At 71.9% G+C, this 23,439-nt stretch carries 15 protein-coding genes and 4 tRNA genes; 4 read left to right on the top strand and 15 right to left on the bottom strand.

The annotated features are described in order from the left end of the window. Positions 1 to 2 precede the first annotated feature (2 nt). Both ACIBSV_RS43275 and ACIBSV_RS43280 read right to left on the bottom strand, forming a co-directional pair. Positions 3 to 1,256, bottom strand: coding sequence for an acyltransferase family protein (locus ACIBSV_RS43275; RefSeq protein ID WP_395872983.1), 1,254 nt, complete (start codon positions 1,254 to 1,256; stop codon positions 3 to 5). 210 nt (positions 1,257 to 1,466) lie between these two features. Further along, positions 1,467 to 2,789, bottom strand: a complete 1,323-nt coding sequence (locus tag ACIBSV_RS43280; RefSeq protein ID WP_395872984.1) for a cytochrome P450 — start codon at positions 2,787 to 2,789, stop codon at positions 1,467 to 1,469. Positions 2,790 to 3,195: 406 nt separating this feature from the next. On the opposite strand from ACIBSV_RS43280, the gene ACIBSV_RS43285 reads away from it, so the two are divergent. Beyond that, positions 3,196 to 4,512, top strand: coding sequence for a M28 family peptidase (locus ACIBSV_RS43285; RefSeq protein WP_395872985.1), 1,317 nt, complete (start codon positions 3,196 to 3,198; stop codon positions 4,510 to 4,512). A 97-nt stretch (positions 4,513 to 4,609) separates the two neighbouring features. Here the strand turns inward: ACIBSV_RS43285 and ACIBSV_RS43290 are convergent, their stop codons facing one another. The 7 genes from ACIBSV_RS43290 to ACIBSV_RS43320 form a co-directional block, all read right to left on the bottom strand. Next, positions 4,610 to 7,054: an endonuclease/exonuclease/phosphatase family protein gene (locus ACIBSV_RS43290; protein WP_395872986.1), complete on the bottom strand. Its 2,445-nt coding sequence runs from the start codon at positions 7,052 to 7,054 to the stop codon at positions 4,610 to 4,612. A 475-nt stretch (positions 7,055 to 7,529) separates the two neighbouring features. Continuing rightward, positions 7,530 to 7,600 (bottom strand) — tRNA-Cys (locus ACIBSV_RS43295). Positions 7,601 to 7,689: 89 nt separating this feature from the next. Then, positions 7,690 to 7,760: transfer RNA gene (locus ACIBSV_RS43300), tRNA-Cys, on the bottom strand. Positions 7,761 to 7,836: 76 nt separating this feature from the next. Continuing rightward, positions 7,837 to 7,907, bottom strand: a tRNA-Cys gene (locus ACIBSV_RS43305). Positions 7,908 to 7,997: 90 nt separating this feature from the next. Further along, positions 7,998 to 8,068: transfer RNA gene (locus ACIBSV_RS43310), tRNA-Cys, on the bottom strand. Positions 8,069 to 8,421: 353 nt separating this feature from the next. Continuing rightward, positions 8,422 to 9,321, bottom strand: coding sequence for a glutathione S-transferase C-terminal domain-containing protein (locus ACIBSV_RS43315; protein WP_395872987.1), 900 nt, complete (start codon positions 9,319 to 9,321; stop codon positions 8,422 to 8,424). Beyond that, positions 9,318 to 11,216, bottom strand: a complete 1,899-nt coding sequence (locus ACIBSV_RS43320) for an FAD/NAD(P)-binding protein (protein ID WP_395872988.1) — start codon at positions 11,214 to 11,216, stop codon at positions 9,318 to 9,320. The genes ACIBSV_RS43315 and ACIBSV_RS43320 overlap by 4 nt, the downstream gene beginning before the upstream one ends. Before the next feature lie 1,042 nt (positions 11,217 to 12,258). Here ACIBSV_RS43320 and ssuE point away from each other — a divergent pair. Genes ssuE through ACIBSV_RS43335 form a run of 3 tightly spaced genes read left to right on the top strand, consistent with a single transcriptional unit; the run spans position 12,259 to position 15,531 of the window. After that, the gene (ssuE, locus tag ACIBSV_RS43325; protein WP_395872989.1) at positions 12,259 to 12,792 is read left to right on the top strand and encodes an NADPH-dependent FMN reductase; all 534 of its coding nucleotides are present in this window, start codon (positions 12,259 to 12,261) and stop codon (positions 12,790 to 12,792) included. 59 nt (positions 12,793 to 12,851) lie between these two features. Beyond that, positions 12,852 to 13,979, top strand: coding sequence for an LLM class flavin-dependent oxidoreductase (locus ACIBSV_RS43330; RefSeq protein ID WP_395872990.1), 1,128 nt, complete (start codon positions 12,852 to 12,854; stop codon positions 13,977 to 13,979). A 13-nt stretch (positions 13,980 to 13,992) separates the two neighbouring features. Beyond that, positions 13,993 to 15,531, top strand: a complete 1,539-nt coding sequence (locus tag ACIBSV_RS43335) for an NtaA/DmoA family FMN-dependent monooxygenase (protein ID WP_395872991.1) — start codon at positions 13,993 to 13,995, stop codon at positions 15,529 to 15,531. Between the two features lie 39 nt (positions 15,532 to 15,570). Here the strand turns inward: ACIBSV_RS43335 and ACIBSV_RS43340 are convergent, their stop codons facing one another. From ACIBSV_RS43340 to ACIBSV_RS43365, 6 genes are all read right to left on the bottom strand, one after another. Continuing rightward, a complete protein-coding gene (locus tag ACIBSV_RS43340; RefSeq protein ID WP_395872992.1) occupies positions 15,571 to 16,515 on the bottom strand; it encodes a glutathione S-transferase C-terminal domain-containing protein in 945 nt (314 codons plus the stop codon). Between the two features lie 547 nt (positions 16,516 to 17,062). Next, the gene (locus tag ACIBSV_RS43345; RefSeq protein WP_395872993.1) at positions 17,063 to 18,118 is read right to left on the bottom strand and encodes an LLM class flavin-dependent oxidoreductase; all 1,056 of its coding nucleotides are present in this window, start codon (positions 18,116 to 18,118) and stop codon (positions 17,063 to 17,065) included. Further along, positions 18,115 to 19,860: a dipeptide ABC transporter ATP-binding protein gene (locus ACIBSV_RS43350; protein WP_395872994.1), complete on the bottom strand. Its 1,746-nt coding sequence runs from the start codon at positions 19,858 to 19,860 to the stop codon at positions 18,115 to 18,117. The genes ACIBSV_RS43345 and ACIBSV_RS43350 overlap by 4 nt, the downstream gene beginning before the upstream one ends. Then, entirely contained in the window at positions 19,857 to 20,717 is an 861-nt protein-coding gene (locus ACIBSV_RS43355) for an ABC transporter permease (protein WP_395872995.1), read from the bottom strand. Before ACIBSV_RS43355 ends, ACIBSV_RS43350 begins: the two co-directional genes overlap by 4 nt. Before the next feature lie 2 nt (positions 20,718 to 20,719). Further along, positions 20,720 to 21,652 (bottom strand): ABC transporter permease, encoded by a 933-nt coding sequence (locus ACIBSV_RS43360; RefSeq protein WP_395873037.1) that lies wholly within the window; start codon positions 21,650 to 21,652, stop codon positions 20,720 to 20,722. After that, positions 21,652 to 23,298 carry an ABC transporter substrate-binding protein gene (locus tag ACIBSV_RS43365; protein ID WP_395872996.1) on the bottom strand — a complete coding sequence of 549 codons (1,647 nt, stop codon included), beginning with the start codon at positions 23,296 to 23,298 and terminating at the stop codon, positions 21,652 to 21,654. Before ACIBSV_RS43365 ends, ACIBSV_RS43360 begins: the two co-directional genes overlap by 1 nt. Between the last annotated feature and the right edge of the window lie 141 nt (positions 23,299 to 23,439).

A 23,439-nucleotide genomic window follows, 5' to 3' on the forward strand; every position in this document is an offset into this window, starting at 1 on the left:
CCTCACGTGGGCGCCCGGTCGAGCGGGTCCCGTTCGGTCGGGTCGGCGGGTTGATGGATCGGTGCGGTGGTGGGGGGACGGGGAGTGAGGACTCGGGGCGGGGTTTCGGCAACCCGGGCGGAGGCGGCGGGAGCCGGGCGGCGGGGGCGGGACCAGCGCTGTATGAGGGGGAGTTCGTAGTAGCGGTAGACCACCAGGGACAGCGCGATGGAGGCTGCGGTCAAGGTCGTGACGATCAGGGTGCCGGGTAGCGGGGTGAAGGTTTTCTCGACGCCGAGCATGTGGCGGATCGTCAGTATGAGTGGGTAGTGGGTCATGTAGAGGGCGAAGGACGCCTCGCCCAGCGCGATCAGGTACGGATGGCGCATGACCCGGGTGCGGCCCTGGAGGTCGGCCTGGGTGAGGGCGGCGATGATCAGGGCGAGCGGGGCGGCCATGGCCATGCCGAGGGCGTACTGGGCGGGGAGGTAGGCCACCGCCACGAAGACGACCACCGCGGGGGCGGCGACCTGCGCCCGGTTCAGGTGGGGCCAGCGGCCGGTTCGGATGAGGCGGGCGGTGAGGATTCCGAGGGCGAACTCCGTGAGCCGCACCGGCGGGCAGAGGTAGACGAACCAGAGGCTGGTCGCGTTGATGGGCAGCCAGTCGTACAGGGGTGGCCCCGGGACGAGGGTGGAGATCATCGGCATCAGCAGCGTGGCCGCGGCCAGCGCCGCCCAGCAGGCGGTCAGCCGCCGGGTGGGAATCCTCGACGCGGCGGTGAGGAGCGCGGGGAAGAGGGCGTAGAAGAACGCCTCGCAGGAGATCGACCAGGCCGGGGCGTTGAAGCTGAAGAAGAAGTCCGGGTCCGGGATCCAGCTTTGCAGCAGGAACAGGCCCGCCACCGCGGCGCCGATACTGTCGCCGTCGGCCAGCACGGTGGCCGGCGTGGCGGTGATGACGGCGAAGAAGGCTACGGCCAGGGCCCAGCCGATGACGTGATTGGGGACGATCTTCCACAGGCGCCTGCGCCAGAACGCCCTCCGTGACTCTCCCGGGGTGTGCGCCCAGGTCAGGACGAATCCCGACAGCACGAAGAAGCCGCTGACCGAGCCGGTGGCGATCGGCTCCATCACCGCCAGCGGGCTGTCCGGCCCCACATCGAAGATGCCCGAGATGAGGGTCAGGTGACACAGCACCACGGTGAGCGCGAGGACGAACCGCAGGCTGGTCAGCGAGGGAAGACGTGCGGGGAGGATTGTGTCGGGGTCGGACATCGGCCGGCTCTTTTCCTTGGCCGGGGCCGCCCGCGCTCCGGGTGAGTGCTGCTCGGGCGTGCGGACGGCGCCCGGGTCTCGGTGGGAAGGGCACCAGAGGGAGATCTCACGTGTGCCGGATGTGCCGCATGTGCCGGGTGCGCCAACCGAAGCCCCGGGCGGGGGTTCCGGCCGGAAGAGCGCCGGTGACGTACGGCTTCCCGGCGGTGTTCACCCGGCGTCCCCCGGTCCGACCGGTCCGACCGCTCCGACCGCTCCGACCGGTCCCGCCGGATCGCCGGTCGTGTGCACCGGCAGGCTGTGCAGGTGGCGCAGACCGCCCCCGTGCCAGGACAGGCCGGCCGGGTCGGCGGCCGGGGTGAGCAGGGGCAGGCGGGTGAACAGCCGGGTCAGCGCGATGCGGGTCTGCGCGCGGCCCCGGGCGGCGCCGAGGCAGTAGTGCGCGCCGTGCCCGAACGAGAGGTGGCCGCGGGGCGTCGGGCGGTCGAGCCGGACCTCGGTGGGCCGCGGCCAGCGCCGCTCGTCGAGGTTGGTGTGCAGGAAGGACGCCACCACCACGTCGCCGGCCCGGATGGGCGTCCCGTCCAGGACCAGCGGCTCACTGGCCATGCGCCAGGCGCTGTGGTGGAACGGGGTGGACAAGCGCAGCAGTTCCTCCACCACGGCGTCGACGCGTACGGCGTCGCCGGACCGCAGCGCGGCCCGCACCTCGGGGCGCTGCATCGCGATCAGGGCCGCAGTGGGGATGACGGTGGTGAGCGATTCCACCATGCCGACGAGCAGCAGTCCCACCATCGCGGCCGTCTGCGGGCCGGTCAGACGCCCGTCGCCGTGGGCGGTCAGCAGTGCCCGGGCGGCATTGTCCTGGCGTTTCCTGCGGGCGGTGGCCACGATCTGCAGGACCCGCAGTACGAAGGCCTGACCCGCGGCGCGGCCGTGCGGGGCGTCGGGGTGGCCGGCCAGACCCGCGGCCATGGTGGCGCGCACGACTGCCGTCGCCCGGTCGGGGGTGATGCCGAACATCGAGGCGACACCCGCGGCGGCCAGCGGGATCGCGAGGTCGGCGACCAGGTCGCCCTGCGGCCGACGGGCCAGGGCATCGACCAAGTCCGCGGTACAGGAATCGAGTTCCGCCTCGACCAGCCCGGCCTGGGCGGTCTGGAAGTAGGGGCTCACGATCCGGCGCATACGGCGGTGCTCGGCACCGTCGCGCGCCAGGAGTTGGGGCTCGGTGGACAGGAAGCTCTCGGGGTAGCGGGTGCGCGGCAGCCCATGCGGTGTACTCGCGGAGAGGGCATCCACCACGGTCATGTCGTTGACCAGTCGCGGATCCGTGAGCATGGCCTGCGCGGCCGCGTGCCCGGTCACCGCCCACGCCGGCAGCCCGCCGGCCAGCCGCACCGCCATCACACCGGGCCGCGCCGCGGGCGCCGCGTACCGCTCGGCGAAGCCCTGCGCGGGCACCGCCGGGCAGGACAGGGACGGCGCGCGCGACCAGGGCGCGGACAACGCTTCCGCTTCTTGCAAGGTCATGAATCTCCGAACCATCGGGAGATGGCGGCCCGACATGCCGTCACCGACGGAACGAAGCGTAATGAGCGGGATATTTATGAACGAAATTGATAAGTCGCATGAATAGCCCAGGTGGTGGAGCGGACCTATGGGCTCCACCATCGAGTGGTGGCACCGCACGCATCGCACTGCGCCGCGCGCGCCGCATCGGGCCGCCCCGCACCGCATCGCGCCAGGCGCAACGCAACGCAACGCACGCCCCGCACCCGAGCCGACTCGCGAGTAACAAAGGTCCCCCTCGGGGCGGACACGACCCGCCCGGCCGTGGCATCGTGGCGGGATGACGAGCCGTGAGGGAAACGATTCGCGTCGGGGGAACGGCACGAGGAGCCGGTCGCGCCGACCCTCCGAGGCCGAACTGCGAGCCGTGATAGAGCCGTTGGCCAAGATCGAGCGTCTGCCCACGTCGTCCGGCGAGCGCGAGGCCGCGCATCGGATAGCCGGGCTGCTGCGCGAACTCGGGGCGCGCGACGCGGTGGTGGAGGAGGAGCCCGCGTACGCGTCGTACGCGCGCCCGATCGGCACCCTCACCGCCCTCGCCGCCGTCGCCGGCCTGCTCGCGAAGCGTTCCCGCGTGGCCGCGACGCTGGTCGCCGGCGCCGCCACACTCGGCATCGCCGACGACATCTCCTACCGCGGCCAGTACGCGCGCCGCGCCCTCGGCGGCCGACCGTGCAGCGCCTACAACGTGGTCGCCTCCGTCGGCGACCCGGACGCGCCGCGCACCCTCGTGGTGACCGCGCACCACGACGCGGCGCCCACGGGCGCGGTGTTCGACGAGCGGGCCGCGCGATGGGTCGCCACCCGCTACCCGCAACTGCTGGACAAGGCGCGCGAGAATCCGCCTATGTGGTGGCCGGTGGTCGCGGGCCCCGCGCTGATCGCGCTCGGCGCGGCCACCGGGCTTCGTGGCGTACGCCGAGCCGGCATCGGCCTCGCCGCGGTCAGTACCGCCGCGTTCACCCAGATCGGCCGCAGCCGCGCGGTCCCCGGCGCCAACGACAACCTGTCCGGGGTCGCCGTACTGGTCGCGCTCGCCGCCACGCTGCGCGATCAACCCGTCGACGGTGTACGGGTGTTGCTCGTCTCGGCCGGTGCCGAGGAGGCGCTTCAGGAGGGCATCCGGGGATTCGCGCGTCGGCACTTCCCCGAACTCGACCGCGAGCGCACATGGTTCCTGAACGTGGACACCGTCGGCTCGGGCAACCTCGTCCTGCTGGAGGCCGAAGGCCCGTTGCGGATGGAGCCGTACGACGTCCCCTTCAACAACCTGCTCTCCGAGTGCGCCACCCGCAACGACATCGCGGTGCTGACCGGCCTGCGCTCGCGCAGTTCCACCGACGGCGTGGTGCCCAACCGCCACGGCTACCCGACGGCGACCCTGGTCTCGATCGACGATCAGAAGCTGATCCCGCACTACCACCTGCACACCGACCTGCCCGAACACGTCGACTACGACTGTGTCGCGGACGCCTGCGCACTCACCGAAGCCGCCGCACGAGCCTTGTCCGCGAACGAAGTTCCCACCCCGGCAGACCCGCCGACCCGCACCGACCCATCGACCCGCACCGAGTCGCCGACCCGCACCGAGTCGCCGACCCGCACCGACCCGCCGACCCGCACCGACCCGCCGAGCCGCACCGAGTCGCCGACCCGCACCGACCCGCCCACCCCGGCCGCATAGCCCACGCGCGGCCCCCGCAACCCTCGCGCCCGGCGCCGAACACGGCACCGGGCGCGAGGTGACCTTGCGTCAACTCTCGGATCGCGTCACACCCGACTCAGGACCGCTCGAACAACTCCTCCCACAACCGCTCCAGGCAATCCAGGAAGTCGTTGCCCGTGCTCGGGTGCACGCGCAGCACCTGCGGATCGTGATCGCTCGCCTGGTCCGCGAACGCCGCGTTCACGTGCACGATGTCGTACTCGAACCGGGTGAGCCGAGGGCTGGTCAGGATGTGGTCGAGCATCTGGCTGTTGCCGTTGAACACATATCCCCAGCGCTCGTTCGCGGGCAGCGTGTCGACCATCGTGCGCAGCGCGCCGCCGTCGGTGAGCGTCTTGAGCGTCGGCGAGAACGCGAAGTCGTTCAGGTCGCCGAGCACCACCAGGTTCGCCCTCGGGTCGGATTTCGACAACTCGTCCACGAAACCGCGCAGCACCTTCGCCTGCGCCACCCGCTGGACCTCCGAACTGCGCGTCGGCGGCTGGAACCGGCTGTCCAGCGCCTGGTCGCCGCCCTTGGAGGCGAAGTGGTTCGCGATCACGAACACCGTCTTGCCGCGGAAGCGGAACTCCGCCGCGAGCGGCTTGCGGCTGTTCTCCCACGCCGGGTCCGCGGGGGAGACCCGACCGGGTGACTGGGTCAACTGGGTACGCCCCAGCCAGTCCTTGCGCACGCCCACCGCGCTGGCGGGGCCGCCACCGGGACGGTCCACGAACTCGACGCGCGTAGCGTCGAACAGGAACGCGTTGCGGATGTTGCCGCCCGGCTGGCCGCCGTCCTTGCCGTCGACCGGCTCGATCGAGCGCCACGAATAGGTGGGGCCACCCGCCGCCTTGATCGCCGCGACCAGCTTGTCCAGCGTCTGATCGGCCGCGACCACACCGTCGTTGGTCGGTCCGCTGTTGTCCTGGATCTCCTCCAGGGCCACCACGTCCGGCGTGGACAGGTTGGTGACGATGCCCTTCCCGAGCCGGTCGAACTTGGCCTGGGCGTCCTTGGGGGAGAGGTTATCCACGTTGTACGTGGCGACCGCGAGTTCGGTGTTCTTCTGGTCCCGCGTGGTCTCCGGCGTCAGCGCGCCCTTGACCACCTTGCCCAGGGTGGTCGAGGCCAGCGCGTACCCGCCGAAGTTGTCGTACGTCAGCGGTCCCGTGGTCGTGCCGGTGAGCGTGTCACCGACGTTCGCCTGCGGGAACGGCTCCTGGGAGAACGGGATCAGCGAGGAGACCTTGAGCCGGCCGCCGTTCTGCGCGTCGTACCCGGCGTACAGCGTGCCGCCCTGCGCGGTCGCGTTCTGCGTCGGCTCCAGGGTGACCCACAACTCGCCGAACGAGGTGCTCGGACCGACCACACGCGATTCGCCTACGCGCGTCAACTGGCCTTCGAGCGACTCGTACAGGTCCAGCGCGTACTTCGACGGCTCCAGCGCGAGCGCCTCGATCGACGGTGTCCCGGTGGGCACGTACGCGTCCGGCAGGGTCGCCGCGTCGAGCGTGACCGGCGCGGGCAACGCCTGGCCGGACGCGTGGATCACCCAGGTCGCGCCGGTGAGTTGGGTCAGCGACTGGCCGCCGATGCCGATGCCGCCCGGGTAGAACTCCTCGACCTTGCCGGTCACCTTGACCGCGTCGCCGACCGCCACCTGCGGGGTGACCGTACCGGTGAACACGAACAGCCCCTCGGACGTGCGGGGATCATCGTCCGGTCGGATGTCCTGGAACCAGAAGCCACGCGCGCTGCCGAAGGTCCGCACACCGGTCACCACACCCGGAACACTGGTCACCCGGGCGCCGTTCTTCGGCGACACCCGGGTGGTGCCCTGGATTTCGTGGATGCGCGCGTCGGTCGGCTCGGGTTCGCCCGGACCACCGGGGTCGGTCGGACCCTGTCCACGCGCGTTGAGCGGCGTCGGCGCGCCCGCCGCGAAGTCCGCGCCGTTGTCGTCGGTGTCCGCGAGCGCGGAAGTACGGGCCACCGAGGCCGAGTTGGAGGCGCCACTCGCCGGATTACCCTCGCGGACCACCGCATCGCCGTAGCCCGCGACGTCCACGACGCGCGCGTCGGCGAGACAGTCCACCGCGGTCAGGCAGGTCAGCGCGGTGGTGCCGCGGACCAGCGCGACCGTGCCGCCGGTACCGGACATGTTGATCGAGCCCTGCGCGTCCGGCGTGGGCAGCACGAGCGTGCCGCCGGCGCCCTTGGCCTCGCCGATCAGGTACCGGCCGCCGGGTGCCACCGCACCGGTCAGCGGGGTGACCTGCCACGCCGAGGTCGGCTTGGGCGCGGCCGGGAGGTACTGCACGCTCCAACCGTCGACCGCGACCGCGGCCGAACCCTTGTTGCCCAACTCGATGAAGTCGTTGGTCAAACTGGCGCCGCTGTTGCCGCCGCCGCCGTACACCTCGGCGAGCAGCACGTCCACGGCGGGCGCCGCGACGGCGGGAGCGGGCGCGATGACGAGCGCGCCACCGGCGAGGGCGCCGGCCACGGTCGTGGCCACGACACCGATCCGTCGCCGCCGCGAACTCGGCACGGATCGTCGTCGAGACGATTGTTGACGGAATGTCACCCAGGGCCTCCGAAAAGCGAAAGGGACAGGTTCGGGACATTCTCGGGACTCCGGGTGAACGGCGTCCATCCTTTGGGCGACCCGAAGGGGACCAAGGTTCACCCGGAGCCCGAATCTTCTTCCCATCACGCGTCACACGCCCACCGGCGCACCGACGGCGGCCCATCCTTGTCGTTTCCGGGCCGACCTTGTCGTTCCCGGTACCGACCTTGTCGCCGCCCCACGGACCGTGCGGACACCGGTCCTGCGCCGCCCCCCACGGGCCGCGCGAACACCGGCCCCGCGCCGAAGCCCACACGGAACCGCGCGAACACCGGCCCTGCGCTGAACGCAGCGCCCCACAGCTCCCGACAGGGCCCACACACCCGGGTCGCAACGGGACCCCAAGTCCCGTGCACCACATCGGAGATGGAGGCGGGATTCGAACCCGCGTGCACGGTTTTGCGGACCGCTGCCTCGCCTCTCGGCCACTCCATCACATCCGACCACCGCGTCCCGTCGGCCGGGCGGCGCAAGGCATTTCGCCCCGCGCCGCTGACCGACGGTCCGCGTTTCGTTCGTCTTCGAGGTGGAGACGGGATTCGAACCCGCGTGAACGGCTTTGCAGGCCGTTGCCTAACCTCTCGGCCACTCCACCCTGTACAACCGCGTCCCGTCGGCCGCTCGTACGAAGCCCTCGGCTCCGCACGACGCGACCGGCGGTCCGTCCTGCGAGATGGAGGCGGGATTCGAACCCGCGTGCACGGTTTTGCGGACCGCTGCCTCGCCTCTCGGCCACTCCATCGCATCCGACCACCGCGTCCCCTCGTCCCGGTGACGCACGGCATTTCGCCGCGCGCCGCTGACCGACGGTCCGCGTTTCGTTCGTCCTTCGAGGTGGAGACGGGATTCGAACCCGCGTGAACGGCTTTGCAGGCCGTTGCCTAACCTCTCGGCCACTCCACCCGGCCGGGCCGAAGCCCGGTCGGTCCATCCATCCATCCGGCCAGTCGGTGAACACCCGACCCGCCCCCCTGACCCGGCCCCCTGACCCGCCCCCCTGACCCGGCTCCCGACCCGAGCCGACCCGACCGGAGATCATCGGTCGCCAACCACCGCCCGGTGTCGGGCGATCCGGTGAGCCTCGACACCGGATCGCCCGCCCCCCGGGGGATGCGCCGCGGACCCCCTCCGCCCGGCGGCACCCCCCAACCGGTCCCGCACCCCGGGATCCCCAGCGCGCGCACGCGTCCCTACGTGCGGCGCATCCCGCAGGACCGACGCCGACCCGACCCCGCGTCGGATCGGCGAGTCGACGGTCAGCCCAGCGACGCCCGATCGTGCGGCGCCGCCCAGTGCTCGGCGGTCGGCGAGGTCGGCGAATCCGGGAACCGGCGCAGCGCGTTCTCCGCCTGGACCGCGAGATCGGTGGTCTCGCGGAACTCCGGCCGGGTGTACAGGTCACGCGCGTACGCCCACAGGTTGGGGTAGTCCACCAGGGTGCGGCCGTCCGCGCCTATCGCCGCCCGGTAGGTCTGCGTGAACCGCAGCAGCTTCACCCAGAACCGGATGTCCGAGATGGTCAGCCGATCACCGAACAGGTAGCGCCTGTCGGCCAGATGCGCGTCCGAGCGCTCCAGCGTGTGGATCGTCTCGCCCTCCTCCGATGTCCACAGGCCGCCCTTGCGCGCGGCGGTCGCGAAGTCCGCGTCGGTGAGGTCGATCGCCTCGCGCAGGTCCTCCGGGTACAGGTCCGGTGCCTGCTCGCCGACCAGTGCGGTGAAGCTCGTGGCCAGGTTGTTCGGGATCGCGTTGAACGCGTTCGCCACGATCCGGCCGCTCTCCCGGTCCCACAGGGTCGGTACCGAGATGTGGCCCGCGTACCCGGGCTCGGTCGCCTCGTACGCCTCCCGCAGCAGCGTGAACCCGTTCACCGGGTCCGGGCCGAACCGCTCCCGGAACGCCCAGCCGCGGGAGTCGCGTTCCTCGTCCACATACGACGCGCTCACGATGTCGGTGAGACCGCGCGCATGTCGCACGATCGCCGCGATGTGCGCCCACGGGCAGCCGTGCGACAGGTACAGGTGATACCGGCCGACCTCCTCCGGGAATTGCGGATCGCCGATCCGACCGGCGAACGGGTACTGCGGGTCGGTGACCGCGTACGGGCCGTACGTGTCGACGTCGACGGGGCTCGCGTAGCCGAGCTGAGTTGTCACCGGGTGGCTCCTGTCACGAGTTCCAGCCGATCGGGAGTGCGATCGGCGGCGGGATCGACGTCCCGCAGATGATTGAGTACGCCCCGGACCAACGCGTCGTTGACCCGAAACGCCGGCGCGTCGAAGCGGGGCCGGGAGAACCCCGCGCTCCCGGCACCGCCCGATACGCCGTGCCCGACGGCGAATCGGCCGGGATGCGCGTCGCCGCGCGCGTTGACCACCCGGCGGTCGCCGGCCCGGGTGCACAGCCGTCCCGCCGAGTCCGTGGACGCGTCGCCGCGCGCGGCCAACCGGCGTAGCAGCACGTCCCGGGTGCGCTTGAGCGAGGGCTCCGGCAACCGGGCCTCCACCAGAGCGCGGGCGCGCACCCGCGCCTGCGGCAGACTCGGACTCGCCGCCCGCCAATCGCCGGCCTCCTCGTCCGCCGCTATCTCCACGTCCTCGCCGAGAAAGCGGATCACCCCGGCCCGGGCCAACGCGAGCAGTTCCTCCAGGCGCGGCCCCGGCGGACCGCTGGCCAGGTAGCTGAAGAAACCCAACAGCCGGGTCGTGTCCGGCACCGAATCACCCGCGTCCTGAAGCCGCAGCACCACCCCGTACACGCTCAACAACGCGTGTATCGTGGCCAGATCCTGGCTGTACGCGGGATCGTGCCGGCGGGTCAGATCGGCCTCGATGTGCGCGTGCATCCACTCCTGGAGCGCGCCCTCGTCGGCGAACCGCCGCCCCTGCACCGGACGATCCAGCCGCGCCTGGTCGAACCGGTCGGCCGGATCCGGCACCGCCCGCGCGATCAGTTCGCTCGGATCGGCGGCCGCCGTGAACTCCGCGTCGAACTCGGCCCATTCCATCGTGGTGCGATCGCTGTGCGCGGTGAACAACCGGTGGTAGTGCGCACCGGCCAACTCCTTGCCGATCAACGGCCAGGGGTCGTCCGCCTCGCGTGCCGCCTCCACGGTGAAGTGCCTTGGCAGCGGCGGGCGTTCCCCGGTCCATGGATAACCCGTCTTGGACCGGTAGGGCACCCCGCGCCGAGACGCCGCGAGCAGCAACGGCTCGCGCCCGGACGCCCGATAGCGCAGCACACCGGCCGAGTCCCGCTCGAACGTGCCGCCCCGGCCGTGACTGAGCCGCACCATCAGGTCCACGAACGCCAACCCGATGCCCCGCACCAATACCGGTTCGCCCGGGCGCAACGCGTCCAGATCCAGGTCCGCGGTGTACCCGGTGGGCAGGTATGCGAGCCCGTGCCGGCGGGCGAACCCGATCTGCTCGCGCTCGTGTGGCGTCGGCTCGCTGTCCAGGTGGCCCTGGGCCAGGATCACCGCGTCCACCCGGAGCGGCGGCCGGCGCCCCGCCAGATGCACCAACTGCCGGCGCGGACCCTCGGTGACGTCCACGACCGTCGTCTGGTGCACGATCACCCGCACGTTGGGCGGCGCCCCCTCGACGGTGGACCGGAAGAACCACGCGAGATAGGCGCTGAGCAGCGGCCGGGACGGGAACGAGGTCGGCCCGCAAGCGGCCAACTCCGCGGCAAACAGCCGCAGTTCGTCGGCGCCGCGACCCTCGCGCAGCTCTTCGGTGCGATCCGCGGCCCATTCGGCCAACGAGGGCCCCGGCCGGATCGGTCCCTCGATCGTGGACACCTCGTCGGTGAACAGCGTGATGTCGCAGGCCAGCGAGTTCGCCCAGAGCAGCGGCGACTGGGCCCGCCGCCACACCCGACCCGCGCCCGGCGGGTAGGGATCGACGACGTGCACGTGCAGCGGGCGGTCGCCGAGCAGTTCGGGCACATTGGCCAACAGGCGTTCGAGGACGGACGTGCCGCCGGGACCCGCGCCGACTATGCAGACGGCGACGGGGCGGAGGCGGCCGGACGGATGGTCGGGCATGGCTCTCCCCTCGTGGGGGTGTGGCAAGAGAACGCGAACCGTCACCGGCGTCCGGGCACGGGGACGCCGGGGCGAGGGTTCGGCGGATGGGAAGGGCCTTGCGCCACAAGGCCGGGTGCGCAACCCGGGCGGGAGCTCAGGATTCCTCGGGACAGACCGAGGAGCGCGGCGGCGAGGTCAGCCGCGCGGACGACACAGCCCGCCGGCCACACGACACAGGTCGATGTGGCGGCACGACACGAGGAAGAGGTCGGGGCTCACGACATCGAAGCTACGGAGCCGCCCGACGAATTGTCAACGTCGATCCCACGCGGTCGCCTTCGAGCAATTGACCGAGCACCGCCCGGCGGGTTAGGTTCCGGAACATCTCGCCGTGGCGCTCCGCCACGGCCCAGCGAGGGGATCCCGGTGGCGCAGCACGCGCGACACAGCGACGGGGCGGTCATGTCCGCCGCCGGTTGGCTGCTGTCCGCCCGCCTCCACATCGACCTCGGGCGCGTCACCAGCGCCGCTTGTTGTCGCTGACCCGAGGCCGCGGCCCCGGCCGCGCCGTCCGCGTCGCCCCGATCGGAACCCGACCGCCACACCCGGCCGCCGCGCCACACGCCCTCCGGCACGTCGCGACGCCCGCGTAGGCCCGTTCGCGACCCCACCGGATCCGACCGGATCCGACCCGACTCCCGGGCAGGGCAGCGCCGGCCATCGATCGCGATCACCGTTCGACCGACCCGCGTGGACGCACCGACCTCCGGGACCGGTCACCGGGGCGACCCTCGGGAGAGCCGCCGATCGGGGCCGACCGCTCGGCGACCCCACCCGGCAAGCTCCCGCGCCACCCCCTCGTCACCCCTGACCAACCCCAGGGGTCACCTCTCCGGTGACCCCTGACACCCCCTATCGTCGCCGGCCCTACCACTCGACCGTCGTCCGCACCACCCCTGATCAACCCCGACCAACCCCTGATCGATCCCGGAATCCCCGAGAACCATCACCGGAACCCCGCGAACCACCACCGGAACCACCGCGAACCGAGGTAAAACCCATGGCAACCGTCCTGACCGTATGGGGCAGCCCCTCCGCGACCTCACGCACCGGCGTGGTCGCCCGCCACGTCGCCGCCAGGCTGACCGCCGACGGACACGACGTGTCCACCCTCGCCGTGCGCGACCTGCCCGCCCGGGCGCTCCTGCACGCCGACTTCGCCGACCCGGACCTGCGCGCCGCACTGAACCGGGTCGCCGACGCCGACGCGCTCGTGATCGCCAGCCCGGTGTACAAGGCCGCCTACAGCGGCGTGCTCAAGACGTTCCTGGACGTACTCCCGCAATTCGCGCTGCGCGGCAAGGAGATCCTGCCGGTGCTCACCGGCGGCACCCCCGCGCACGTGCTCGCGCTCGACTACGCGCTGCGCCCGGTGCTGACCTCGCTCGGCGCCGACCACGTCGCGCAGGGCTGGTTCGTGCACGAGCGGTACGTCGGTGCCGACGGCGGGATCGAGGCCGAGGGCGTCGCGCCGCTGGAGGAACTCGCCGACGCGTTCTCCGCCCGGCTGCGTCGCCCGGCCGCCGTCGCCTGACCCGCCCCGGTCGCCGACCGGGGCGCAGGCCGATCCGCCCGTATGACAAGGGAGTTCGCATGACCACCGGCCATCTCCACCTCGGTGTCGCGCTCGACGGCGCGGGCCGCCACCCCGCCGCGTGGCGCTCGCCGCACGCCCGCCCCGCCGAGTTGTTCGACCCGCGCTACTGGGTCGAACTGGCCCGCACCGCCGAACGCGGCCTGCTCGACTTCATCCGCCTCGACGACTCGCTGGGGCCGCCTTCGCCCCGGGTACCGGGCCGGCTCGACGCGGTCTCGGTGGCCGCGCGGGTGGCGCCCGCCACCGAGTCGATCGGCCTGATCCCGGCCGCGACCACCACGCACACCGAGCCGTTCCACGTGTCCACCGCGATCGCCACCCTCGACCACGTCAGCCGAGGCCGGGCCGGCTGGTGGCCGCTGCCGTCCCGGACCGGCCTCGAAGCCCGCCACTTCGGCCGCAAACCCGTCGCGACCCCCGGCGAACTTGCCGACGAGCAAGCCGAGTTCACCGACGTGGTGAGCCGGTTGTGGGACAGCTGGGAGGACGACGCGATCATCCGCGACGTGGCCACCAGCCGGTTCCTGGACCGGGAGAAACTGCACTACGTCGACTTCGAGGGCACCTGGTTCGACGTCCGCGGGCCCTCCATCACACCGCGCCCGCCGCAGGGCCGACCGGTGGTCGGGATCACCGTGGACGGCCCCGACACGCTGGAGATCGCCGCCCGGTTCGCCGACGTGCTGTTCGTCGACGCGACCGGCCCCGACGAGGCCCGCCGGCTGCGTGAGCGCGCACACGCCATCGCCGAAGGCAACGGCCGCGACCCGGCCGAGTTGCGGGTGCTCGCCGAGATCACCGTGCACCTGGCCGGCACCGACGCGCAGGCCCGCCGCGAACGCGCCCTGCTCGACGCGCGCTCGGACGTACCCGTCGCCGGCGGGCTCGGCTTCACCGGCACCCCCGAGGCGCTCGCGGATCGACTCGCCGGCTGGTACGTGGGCGGCGCGGTGGACGGATTCACGCTGATCCCGGGCGTGTTGCCCCACGACCTGGACCGGATCGTCGAGGACCTCGTCCCGCTGCTGCGCGAGCGCGGCCACACCCGTACGGCCTACACCGCGCCCACCCTGCGCGGCCACCTGGGCCTGCCGCTGCCCGCCAACCGCTACGCCCGGACCTGAGGAGAGGTCACCGATGCCCGAACCCAGCAGCTCCCAGCCCAGCAGCAACCAGCCACACAACTCTCAGCCCAACAACCCCCAGCCCGGCAGCCCCCAACCCCGCGCGACGCAGCCGGGCGCCTCGCCGTCCCGCGCCCCCCGGCCCATCGACACCCGCTCCCGCGCCTCCCGATCCGAAGACCCGGCGCACCGCACGCGCATCCACCTGGCCGCGCACTTCCCCGGCGTCAACAGCACCACCGTCTGGAGCGATCCACACTCGGGCAGCCAGATCGACTTCGACTCCTTCGAACACCTGGCACGCACCGCCGAACGCGGCCGCTTCGACTTCTTCTTCCTGGCCGAAGGCCAGCGCCTGCGCGAACACCAGAACAAAATCTTCGAGTTGGACGTCGCGGGCCGCCCGGACGCACTCACCGTGCTGGCCGGACTGGCCGCGATCACCGACCGGATCGGCCTGGCCGCGACCGCCACCGCCACCTACAACGAGCCCTACGAACTCGCCCGCAAGATCGCCTCGCTCGACCACCTCAGCGCCGGCCGCGCCGCTTGGAACGTGGTCACCTCGCCGGACGCCTGGACCGGGGAGAACTTCCGCCGGGGCGGCTTCCTGCCGCGCGAGGAACGCTACGAGCGAGCCATCGAGTTCGTCGAGGCCGCCCGCACGCTGTGGGACAGCTGGGCCCCGGACGCGCACGTCGCCGACCCCGACGGCGGCGTGTTCGCGACCCCCGACGCCGGGCGGTTCGACTACCACGGCCGGCACTTCGCCATCGAAGGCCGCTTCACCGTGCCGCGCACCCCGCAGGGCCGCCCGGTGCTGATCCAGGCCGGCGACTCCGAGGACGGACGCGAGTTCGGCGCCGCACACGCGGACGTGATCTTCTCCCGACACGGCGAATACGACGCGGGCAGGGCCTTCTACGCGGACATGAAGGGCCGCGCCGCCCGACACGGGCGCGGCCCGGACGAGCTCAGGATCCTGCCCGCGGTGACCGCGGTGATCGGCGCGACCACCGAGGAGGCGCAGGAGAAGGCCGCCTGGATCCGCCGGCAACAGGTCAGCCCGCGCAACGCGATCCAGTTCGTCGAACAGGTCTGGGGCCGCGACCTGTCCGACCTGGACCCCGACGGCCCGCTGCCGGACTTCGACCCGGTCACCGACGGCACCACGATCGCCCGGGGCCGGGTCCGCACCGGCGGCGACCCGCTCGAGGTGGCCCGCACCTGGCGCGAACTCGCGGCGGCCAAAGGCGGGTTGAGCCTGCGCGAGGTGGTGATCGAGGTGGCCGCCCGGCAGACGTTCATCGGCACCGCCGCGCACGTCGCCGAGCGCATGGAGGTGCACGTACGGGACGGGGCGAGCGACGGCTTCATCCTGGTCCCGCACCTGACCCCGACCGGACTGGACGAGTTCGTCGACCAGGTCGTGCCGATCCTGCAGGAACGCGGCGTCTTCCGCGCCGAATACGAGGGCACCACCCTGCGCGAAAACCTGCGCCTGCCGGCACCGCGCCCGGCCGGCGCGCACCGCACCGACGTGGCGGTGTGAGCCCCCGGGATCCGGGCCCGCACCGCCACGCCGCGGGGGTCACGTCCAGTCGTTGAGTGCGATCGACACGCCCGAGGCCGCCGGACCCCGACAGTGGCTCCGGTGGTTTCGGGCGATGTGGTCCAGCCGCAGGTTGTCGCGGAACGCCGGGATCAGGTTCAACCGCCGTGCGTACGCCCACAGATGCGGGTGCGCCGCGAGCCGGTGCACGTCCTCGGCGTCCAAGTGCCGCTTGTGCACCGCGTCCAGGTGCACGAGCGTGGTCCACAACTGCACGTCCGCCGCGGTGAGCCGGTCACCCAGCAGAAACGGCCGTACCGCGAGCCGGCGTTCGGCCACCGCCAGGGTGGCCAGCACAGTGCCCATCGCCTCGGCCCGACGTGATCCCGCCGGTGCCCGCCCGGCCCGCTGCGCGGCGTCGGTGACGTCCTCCTCGAACAGCGTGTCCAGCGCGCACATCTCCTCGCGCCGCTCCGCCGGATACAACTCGGGCCCGCCGTCGAAGCCGGTGGCCAGGTCGCGCAGGATGTGCGGCGCGTGGTTGCTGACCACCCGTCCGCTCCACCGGTCCCACAACACCGGTACCGTCACCGGCCCGTCGTAGTGGTACTCGGTCGCCTCGTACGCCTCACGCAGGAACGCGAACCCGCCCACCGGGTCCAGGCCGTGCCCGTCCCCGTCCCGAAACGCCCAGCCACGCCCGTCGCGGACCGGGTCCACCAGCGAGGTTCCCACGGTCGCGCCCAGGCCCTTGAGGTCGCGCGTGATGGCCACCCGCAACGAACGCGGGCAGGCCAGGCACAGGTAGAGGTGGTAACGATTGGGCTCGGCGCGAAAACCCGCCCCGAGTCGGCCGCGAAAGCGCTGCATCGGCGGGCGGATGCCCTCCAGACCCGGCAGCGGCGATCCGGGGTGGCGGACGCGGTAGCGCCCGTGGGTGCGGAAGTCGATCGGTCCGGCGGCCTTCGGGGATGTCGTGGACATACGGGTCTCCCTCGCGCGGGTCGTGGAGTGTGGCAACGGTCGAGACGGCACGGCACGGCGTGGTCCGACCCGGATGCGGGCGGACCGGTGGCGTGGAACTCAGACCGCGCTACAACTCGCGCTGCACACGCGCAGGAAGTCGATGTGGCGGCGGATCAGAAGGTGAACGGCAATCAGGACCCGCGCCCCGGGCAATCCCGAGCGGGGGCCCGCGTGACACACGCAGCCGTCCATGACTCGTGATTATTCGCGCTCGAGACAGCCCCCCGCAAGAGCCCCGCACCGATCGCCGCCACATCGGGACCCACCCCCTCGGCACCACCCGCGCCCGACCCCGCCCCGGGGGCCGGACGGGCGTCCAGGAACACCGCCCCGGCCCACGCGCGACCCGCCCCGGGATCCCGAACGGGCGTCCACGCGCACACCCGCCGGGCCCATGCGCGACCGACCCCGGGATCCCGAACGGGCGTCCACGCACACCCGCCGGGCCCAAGCCCGACCCGCCCAAACCCCACCGAGCCCCAACCCCCGCCCCCTTCCCCCGCGTTCAGGCAGCCCGATCCCACACCCGCGAAGGAATCGCCGCACGCAACGCCGGAGCCACCTCGCCCGCGAACAGCTCAAGCACCGCCCGCCGTTCCGCGCGATCGAGCCCCTCCGTCCCGATCGCCTGCACCTGATGCCCGTAAGCCGCGTGGTAGCGGCCGATCTTGTCCACGATCTGCGCCGGACTGCCCACCAGAGCGGGCCCGTTCGCCACGTTGTCCTCCAACGACGTGAACGGCGAACGATTGTGCTGCGCCGCCGCCGACCTGGCGAACGCGTCGTAGTAGGGCCGATAGCGCGCCAGCGCCTCCTGCGACGTGGACGCCACATAGCAGCCGCCCGCGCCCGACCCGACCACCGCGTCCGCCGGATCACGCCCGTACGCCGCCCAGCGCTCGCGGTAGTGGTCGATCAGGTCGGCGTACTTGGCCATCGGATGGAAGCCGTTCGCGGTGAACAGCGGATCCCCCCACTTGGCCGCCAACTCGGTGGACGCGCGGCTCGTCGCGCTGCCGTGCCAGATCACCGGTGCCCGCCCGTCCGCACGCGGGAACGGCCGCGGATAGGTGGTGACCTCATGCAGCGGACTGCGAAAGCGCCCGGACCAGGTGACCTTCTCCTCGCTCCACAACCTGCGCAACAGCTCGAACTTCTCCTCCTGAAGCTCCCACTGATCGTCCTCCACCAACCCGAACAGCGGGAAATGGCGCGGGTCGTTGCCCTTGCCGACCATCAGATCCAGCCGACCCCGGGACAACTGGTCCAGCGTCGCGTAGTCCTCGGCCACCCGCACCGGATCCAACACGCTGATCACCGTCAGCGTGGTCAACAGCCGGATCCGCGACGTGCGCTGCGCCACCGCCGCCAGGATCACCGGCGGCGCCGAGGACAGGAACGGCTCACCGTGCCGCTCACCCACCCCGAACGCGTCGAAGCCCAACTCCTCGGCCAGTGCCGCCGTCTCGACCAACTCCGCCAACTGCTCGTGCGCCGGAGCCCGATGCCCGGTGAGCGGATGTGGCGCGTTGGCGCCCAACGTGAACACGGCGAACCTCATGACACCGCTCCCAACGGCTGCGGGCGCCGACGCCCGGGAATGGCCGCGATCAACTCGCGGGTGTACGCGTGCGTGGGCGCCGACAGCACCTGCTCGCACGCGCCCTTCTCGACCAGCCGACCGGCCCGCAACACAGCCACCCGGTCGGCGATCTGGCGCACCACCGCCAAGTCGTGCGAGATGAACAGGTAGCTGATCCCCAACTCGTCCTGGAGCCGGCCCAGCAACTCCAGGATCTGCGCCTGAACCGAGACGTCCAGCGCCGACACCGGCTCGTCGCACACCACCAGATCCGGCTCCAACGCCAACGCCCTGGCGATCGCCACCCGCTGGCGCTGACCGCCGGACAACTCGGCCGGTTTGCGCCGCAGCACGCCCTCGGGCAGCGCCACCTGGTCGATCAACGCCGCCGCCCGGGCCCGCTGCTGCGCACGAGTGCCGACCCGGTACGCGCGCAGCGGCTCCTCGACGATCTCGGAGACGGTGAAGCGCGGATCCAGCGAGGCATACGGGTTCTGGTACACCAACTGCATCCGCCTGCGCAGCGCGCGCAACTCGCCGCGCCCGGGCCGGGTCACCTCCCGCCCCTCGATCAGGACCCGACCCGCCGTCGGCGTCTCCAGGCCCAGGATCATCCGCACCGTGGTCGACTTGCCCGAACCCGACTCGCCCACCAGCGCCAGCGTCTCGCCCCGACGCACCGTGAACGACACGTCGTCCACCGCGCGCAGAGTACGCGCGCCCTCCTTGGTCCGGGGCAGCGCGAACTCCTTGACCAAGCCGGTCACGGTCAGCAACGGCTCCGCCCGCGGCACCGGTTCGCGCACCGGACGCGGCCGGGCCCGACGGGTGGTCAGGCTCGGCGCCGCCGCGATCAGCTGCCGGGTGTACGGGTGTTCGGGATCGGTCAGGATCCGCGCCGCGGGCCCCTGCTCGACCACCGTGCCCTGGGACATCACCACCACCCGCTGCGCGCGGTCGGCGGCCACCCCCAGATCGTGGGTGATCAGCAGCATCGCCGTACCGTGCGCGTGGGTGAGTTCGTCGATGTGGTCCAGGATCCGCCGCTGCACGGTGACGTCCAGCGCGCTGGTGGGCTCGTCGGCGATGACCAGCCGGGGCCGGCAGGCCAGCGCGATCGCGATCAGCACCCGCTGGCACATGCCACCGGACAACTCGTGCGGGAACTGCCGTGCCCGCACCTCCGGTTCGGGCAGGCCCGCCTCGCCGAGCGCGGCCACCGCGCGCTGCGCCGCCTCCTTGCCGCTCGCCAGACCGTGCACGATCAGCGCCTCGGCGACCTGATCGCCGATCCGCCGCACCGGGTTGAGCGAGAGCATCGGGTCCTGCGGGATGAACCCGATCGATCGCCCGCGCACCCTCCGCAGTTCGCGCTCGCGCAGCGTCAACAGGTCACGGCCCTCGAACAACACCCGACCCGCGCCGACCCGGCCGCCGGCCGGCAACAACCCCACGATCGCGTGCGCGGTGGTGCTCTTGCCCGAACCCGACTCGCCCACCACCGCGACCACCTCACCGGGCGCCACGCTCAGGTCGGCGGCGGTCACCGCGTCCACCGGGCCGCGGGAGGTGCGGTAGGACACCCGCAGCCCCCGGATCTCCAACAGCGGGTCCACCGAGGTCGCCACCACCGACAACGCGGCCGGCGCCCGTCCCACACCCGCGACTTCGGACTCCCGCACGGGGGAATCGCCGGCGAGCCCCTTGCTCGTCTCCCTCATCGGTCCTGCCTCCGTTCTCCGTCCAAGGCCCGCGAGATGCGGTTCGCGGACAACACCGTCGCCGCGATCACCAGCCCGGGAAATGTGGTCAACCACCACGCCGTGGCCACGAAGTTGCGCCCATCGGCCACCAACACGCCCCACTCCGGGGTCGGCGGTGGCGCACCGAAGCCCAGAAAGCTCAGCGCCGACACGGACAGGATCGCGATGCCGAACTCCAACGCGGCCATCACCAGCACCGGCCCGGACGCGTTCGGCAACACATGCCGGGCCAGCACCGCGCCCGAACGCACCCCGCTCGCCCGCGCCGCCTCCACGTACACCGACGAACGCACCCGCAACACCTCGGCCCGCATCACCCGGGCGAAGCCCGCGACACTGGCCACACCCACCGCGATCGCCACCTTCGTGGTGCCGAAGCCCAACGCGCCGACCAGCGCCAGCGACAACAACAGACGCGGGATCGCCTGCAACACGTCGACCACCCGCATCACCACGTCGTCCAACCACCCGCCGAAGAACCCGGACAACAAGCCGAGCCCCCCGCCCACCACCAGCGCCACCAGCACCGCCACGAACGTGGCCCGCAGCGACAACGAACTGGCGTACACGACCCGGGTGAACAGGTCGCGCCCGAGCTGATCGGTACCGAACAAGTGTTCCGCGCTCGGCCCCCGCAACTTGTCCCGGGGCGTGCCCACCAACGGGTCCCCGTCGGTGAACAACCCCGGGAACAGCGCCGCGAGCAGCACCAGCACGAACACCACCAGCGACAACGTCAACCCGGGACGGCGCAGCACGAACCGCGCGTGCCCGCGCGCCGCGGGCAGCACCCCCGTCGGGAAAGCCACGGCCATCGTCACACCGTCCTTCCCACACGCGGATCCAGCACCGGATACAGCAGATCCACCACCAGCGCGACGGTGACGAACACCACCGCCGCGAGCAGCACCACCCCCTGCACCATCGCCAGATCCTGGGTGTCCACCGCCGCCGCGGTCAGCCGGCCCACCCCGGCCCGGGAGAACACCGTCTCCACCACCACCGACTCCACCAGCACGTTCCCCGTCACCACCGCCGCCAGCGTCAACGCCGGCAGCGACGCGTTGCGCAACGCGTGCCGCAGATGGATCCGCAGCCGGCCCGCCCCCTTGGCCCGCGCGGTCTGCACGTACGGCTCCTCCAGCGCCGTGGTCATGCTCTTCGCCAACACCTGCGCGACCATCGCGCCGGCCGGCAGCGCCAGCGTGATCGCCGGCAACACCAGGCTCTCGAAGCCGTCGTTGCCCAGCGCCGGCAGCATCCCCCACTGGAAGGACACCACCTGCACCAGCAGCAACCCCACCCAAAAGCCCGGCATCGAGATTCCGATCGCCGGCAACGACAACAACACCTGACGCAGCGCCCGCAACCGGGTGAACGTCGCCGCCAGCGCCAACGCGCCACCACCGAACACCGCCAGCGCCATCGCGAACCCGGTCAACGCCAGGGTCTGCGGCAACGCGTCCGCGATCGTGCGCGCCACCGGCGCCCCGGTCTGCGCCGAGGTGCCCAGATCCCCGGTGAGCGCGTCGCCCAACGCGTGCCCGTACTGCACGTAGAGGGGATCGTCCAGGCCGTGCGCCGCGCGTACCGCGTCGATCTGCGCCTGCGTCGCGGTGCCCTCCAGACCACCCAGCTTGATCGACAACGAATCGCCCGGCAGCAGATACAGCACCACGAACGAGACGGTGAACGCCGCCCACAACACCACCACCGCCTGGAGCACGCGGCGCACCAGATACCCGCGCATCAGCCACTCACCCACGTGTCGTGGAACTGCAGGCGCGAGGACGCCTCGAAGCCCAGCCCGTGCACCTTCGGGCCCAGCCCGTGCACCTGGGACAACTCGAACAGCGGGATCACGTACGCGCGCTCGGCGACGATGCGCTGCGCCTGGGCGACCTTGGCGTCGCGCTGCGCGGGGTTCAGGTTCTGCGCCTGGTCGTCCAGCACGACGTCCAGCTCGCCCGAGGCGATCTTGAGCCGGTTGACCGTCTTGGTACCGAACAGCGTGCGCAGGATGTCCGGATCCGCGCGGGTGACGTTGTAGTACGCGAAGTCGTAGTCGCCCGCGCTCTGCACCTGGTTCTGCTCACCGGCGGCCAGCTTGCGCAGCCGCAGGTCCACGCCGACCTTGCGCAACTCCTGCTGGACCAGCTCCAGGACGGACTGGCTCGCGTTGAACAGCGGCGCGAAGATCACATCCACGCTCAGCCGACGCCCGTCCTTGGCCCGTATGCCGTCCGAGCCGGTCTTCCAGCCCGCCTCCTCCAACAGCCGCTTGGCACCCTCGGGGTCGTACGCCAGCTCCGCGGACAGGTCGACGTAGCCGGGGGTGACCGAGGCCAGCGGCGAGGTCGCCGCCTTGTACTTGGGGGTGAGCACGGTCTGCGCCAGCTCGGGCCGGTTCACCGCCTTCTGGATCGCCCGCCGCACCGCCTCCTCGGACAGGATCGGCCGGGAGACGTTGGCCTGGAGGTTGAACACGACGCCCGGGTTGGGCCGGGTCAGCACGGTGTACCCGGAGGCGAACCGTGCCTCGTCCTGCGGCTGCACGTCGCTGATCGCGTCCACCTGACCGGACTCCAGGCTGCCCGCCCGCACGCCGGACTCCGGCACGATCTTGAACACGAGCCGGTCCAGGTACGCCTCGCCCTGGTGGGCGAACAGCGACGAGCCCCACCCGTACCCGGTCCGCTTGGCCAACTCCACGCTCTGGTTCGGCTTGTAGGAGCGCAGCGTGAACGGGCCGGAGCCGACCAGGTCGCCCTGGCAGCGCTGCTCCGGGGTCTTGGCCAGTGTGGCGGGGGAGAGCAGGCCCAGCGACATGGTCGAGGTGGCCTGGAGGAACTGGGCGCTGGGCGCCGAGAATTCGACCCGCACGGTGGTGGGATCGAGCACGGTGGTGCCCTGGTACCCGGTCAGGTAGCTGCTCGCGATGGTGGCCTTGGCGCCCAGCGCGACCACGCCGTCGAGGTTGGCCTTGACCGCGGCGCCGTCCAGCGGCGCGCCGTCCGCGAAGGTGACGCCCGGGCGCAGGTGGAAGGTGAAGCGGGTGGCCTGCGGGTCCACCTCCCACGAGGTGGCCAGCCACGGCTTGATCTCGCCGGTCTTGCCGTCCTGGTCGGTCAGCGAGTCGACGATCTGGCGGCCCACGTTCAGGCTCGCGTTCGCGCCGAACTGCTGCGGGTCCAGGCACGTGGGATCGGCGGCCAGCGCGAAGGTGAGCGTGCCGCCGGCCCGCGGCGGGCCGACCTCCGCGGTGTTCGCGGCCTGGTCGCCGCCGTTGTCGCAGGCACCGGCCAGCAGCGCGAGGGCGACCGCGGCGGCACCTGCTTCGGCGACGCGACGCAGTCTTCGAGAGGGAGTGGAGGCGGTGAATGCCGAAATGCGCATGGGAATCTCCGGGCATGGCGAATTCACGCGGCGGCGCGCGTGATTTCGGGCAGGGATATTCCACGATTCGCGCGAGCGCGCGGCATCGGACGCGAACGCGTCAGGAAACGCGCCGGCGCGGGACGCGGCGAATCGAGGAGG

Origin of the sequence: Embleya sp. NPDC050154, assembly GCF_044460165.1 — a bacterium.
In the GTDB taxonomy this organism is placed as follows: Bacteria; Actinomycetota; Actinomycetes; order Streptomycetales; family Streptomycetaceae; genus Embleya.

Coding starts and splice junctions, on each gene's coding strand:
- ACIBSV_RS43275 (WP_395872983.1), bottom strand. CDS start 1,256: ATGTCCGACCCCGACACAATCCTCCCCGCACGTCTTCCCTCGCTGACC.
- ACIBSV_RS43280 (WP_395872984.1), bottom strand. CDS start 2,789: ATGACCTTGCAAGAAGCGGAAGCGTTGTCCGCGCCCTGGTCGCGCGCG.
- ACIBSV_RS43320 (WP_395872988.1), bottom strand. CDS start 11,216: ATGCCCGACCATCCGTCCGGCCGCCTCCGCCCCGTCGCCGTCTGCATA.
- ssuE (WP_395872989.1), top strand. CDS start 12,259: ATGGCAACCGTCCTGACCGTATGGGGCAGCCCCTCCGCGACCTCACGC.
- ACIBSV_RS43330 (WP_395872990.1), top strand. CDS start 12,852: ATGACCACCGGCCATCTCCACCTCGGTGTCGCGCTCGACGGCGCGGGC.
- ACIBSV_RS43335 (WP_395872991.1), top strand. CDS start 13,993: ATGCCCGAACCCAGCAGCTCCCAGCCCAGCAGCAACCAGCCACACAAC.
- ACIBSV_RS43340 (WP_395872992.1), bottom strand. CDS start 16,515: ATGTCCACGACATCCCCGAAGGCCGCCGGACCGATCGACTTCCGCACC.
- ACIBSV_RS43345 (WP_395872993.1), bottom strand. CDS start 18,118: ATGAGGTTCGCCGTGTTCACGTTGGGCGCCAACGCGCCACATCCGCTC.
- ACIBSV_RS43350 (WP_395872994.1), bottom strand. CDS start 19,860: ATGAGGGAGACGAGCAAGGGGCTCGCCGGCGATTCCCCCGTGCGGGAG.
- ACIBSV_RS43355 (WP_395872995.1), bottom strand. CDS start 20,717: ATGGCCGTGGCTTTCCCGACGGGGGTGCTGCCCGCGGCGCGCGGGCAC.
- ACIBSV_RS43360 (WP_395873037.1), bottom strand. CDS start 21,652: ATGCGCGGGTATCTGGTGCGCCGCGTGCTCCAGGCGGTGGTGGTGTTG.
- ACIBSV_RS43365 (WP_395872996.1), bottom strand. CDS start 23,298: ATGCGCATTTCGGCATTCACCGCCTCCACTCCCTCTCGAAGACTGCGT.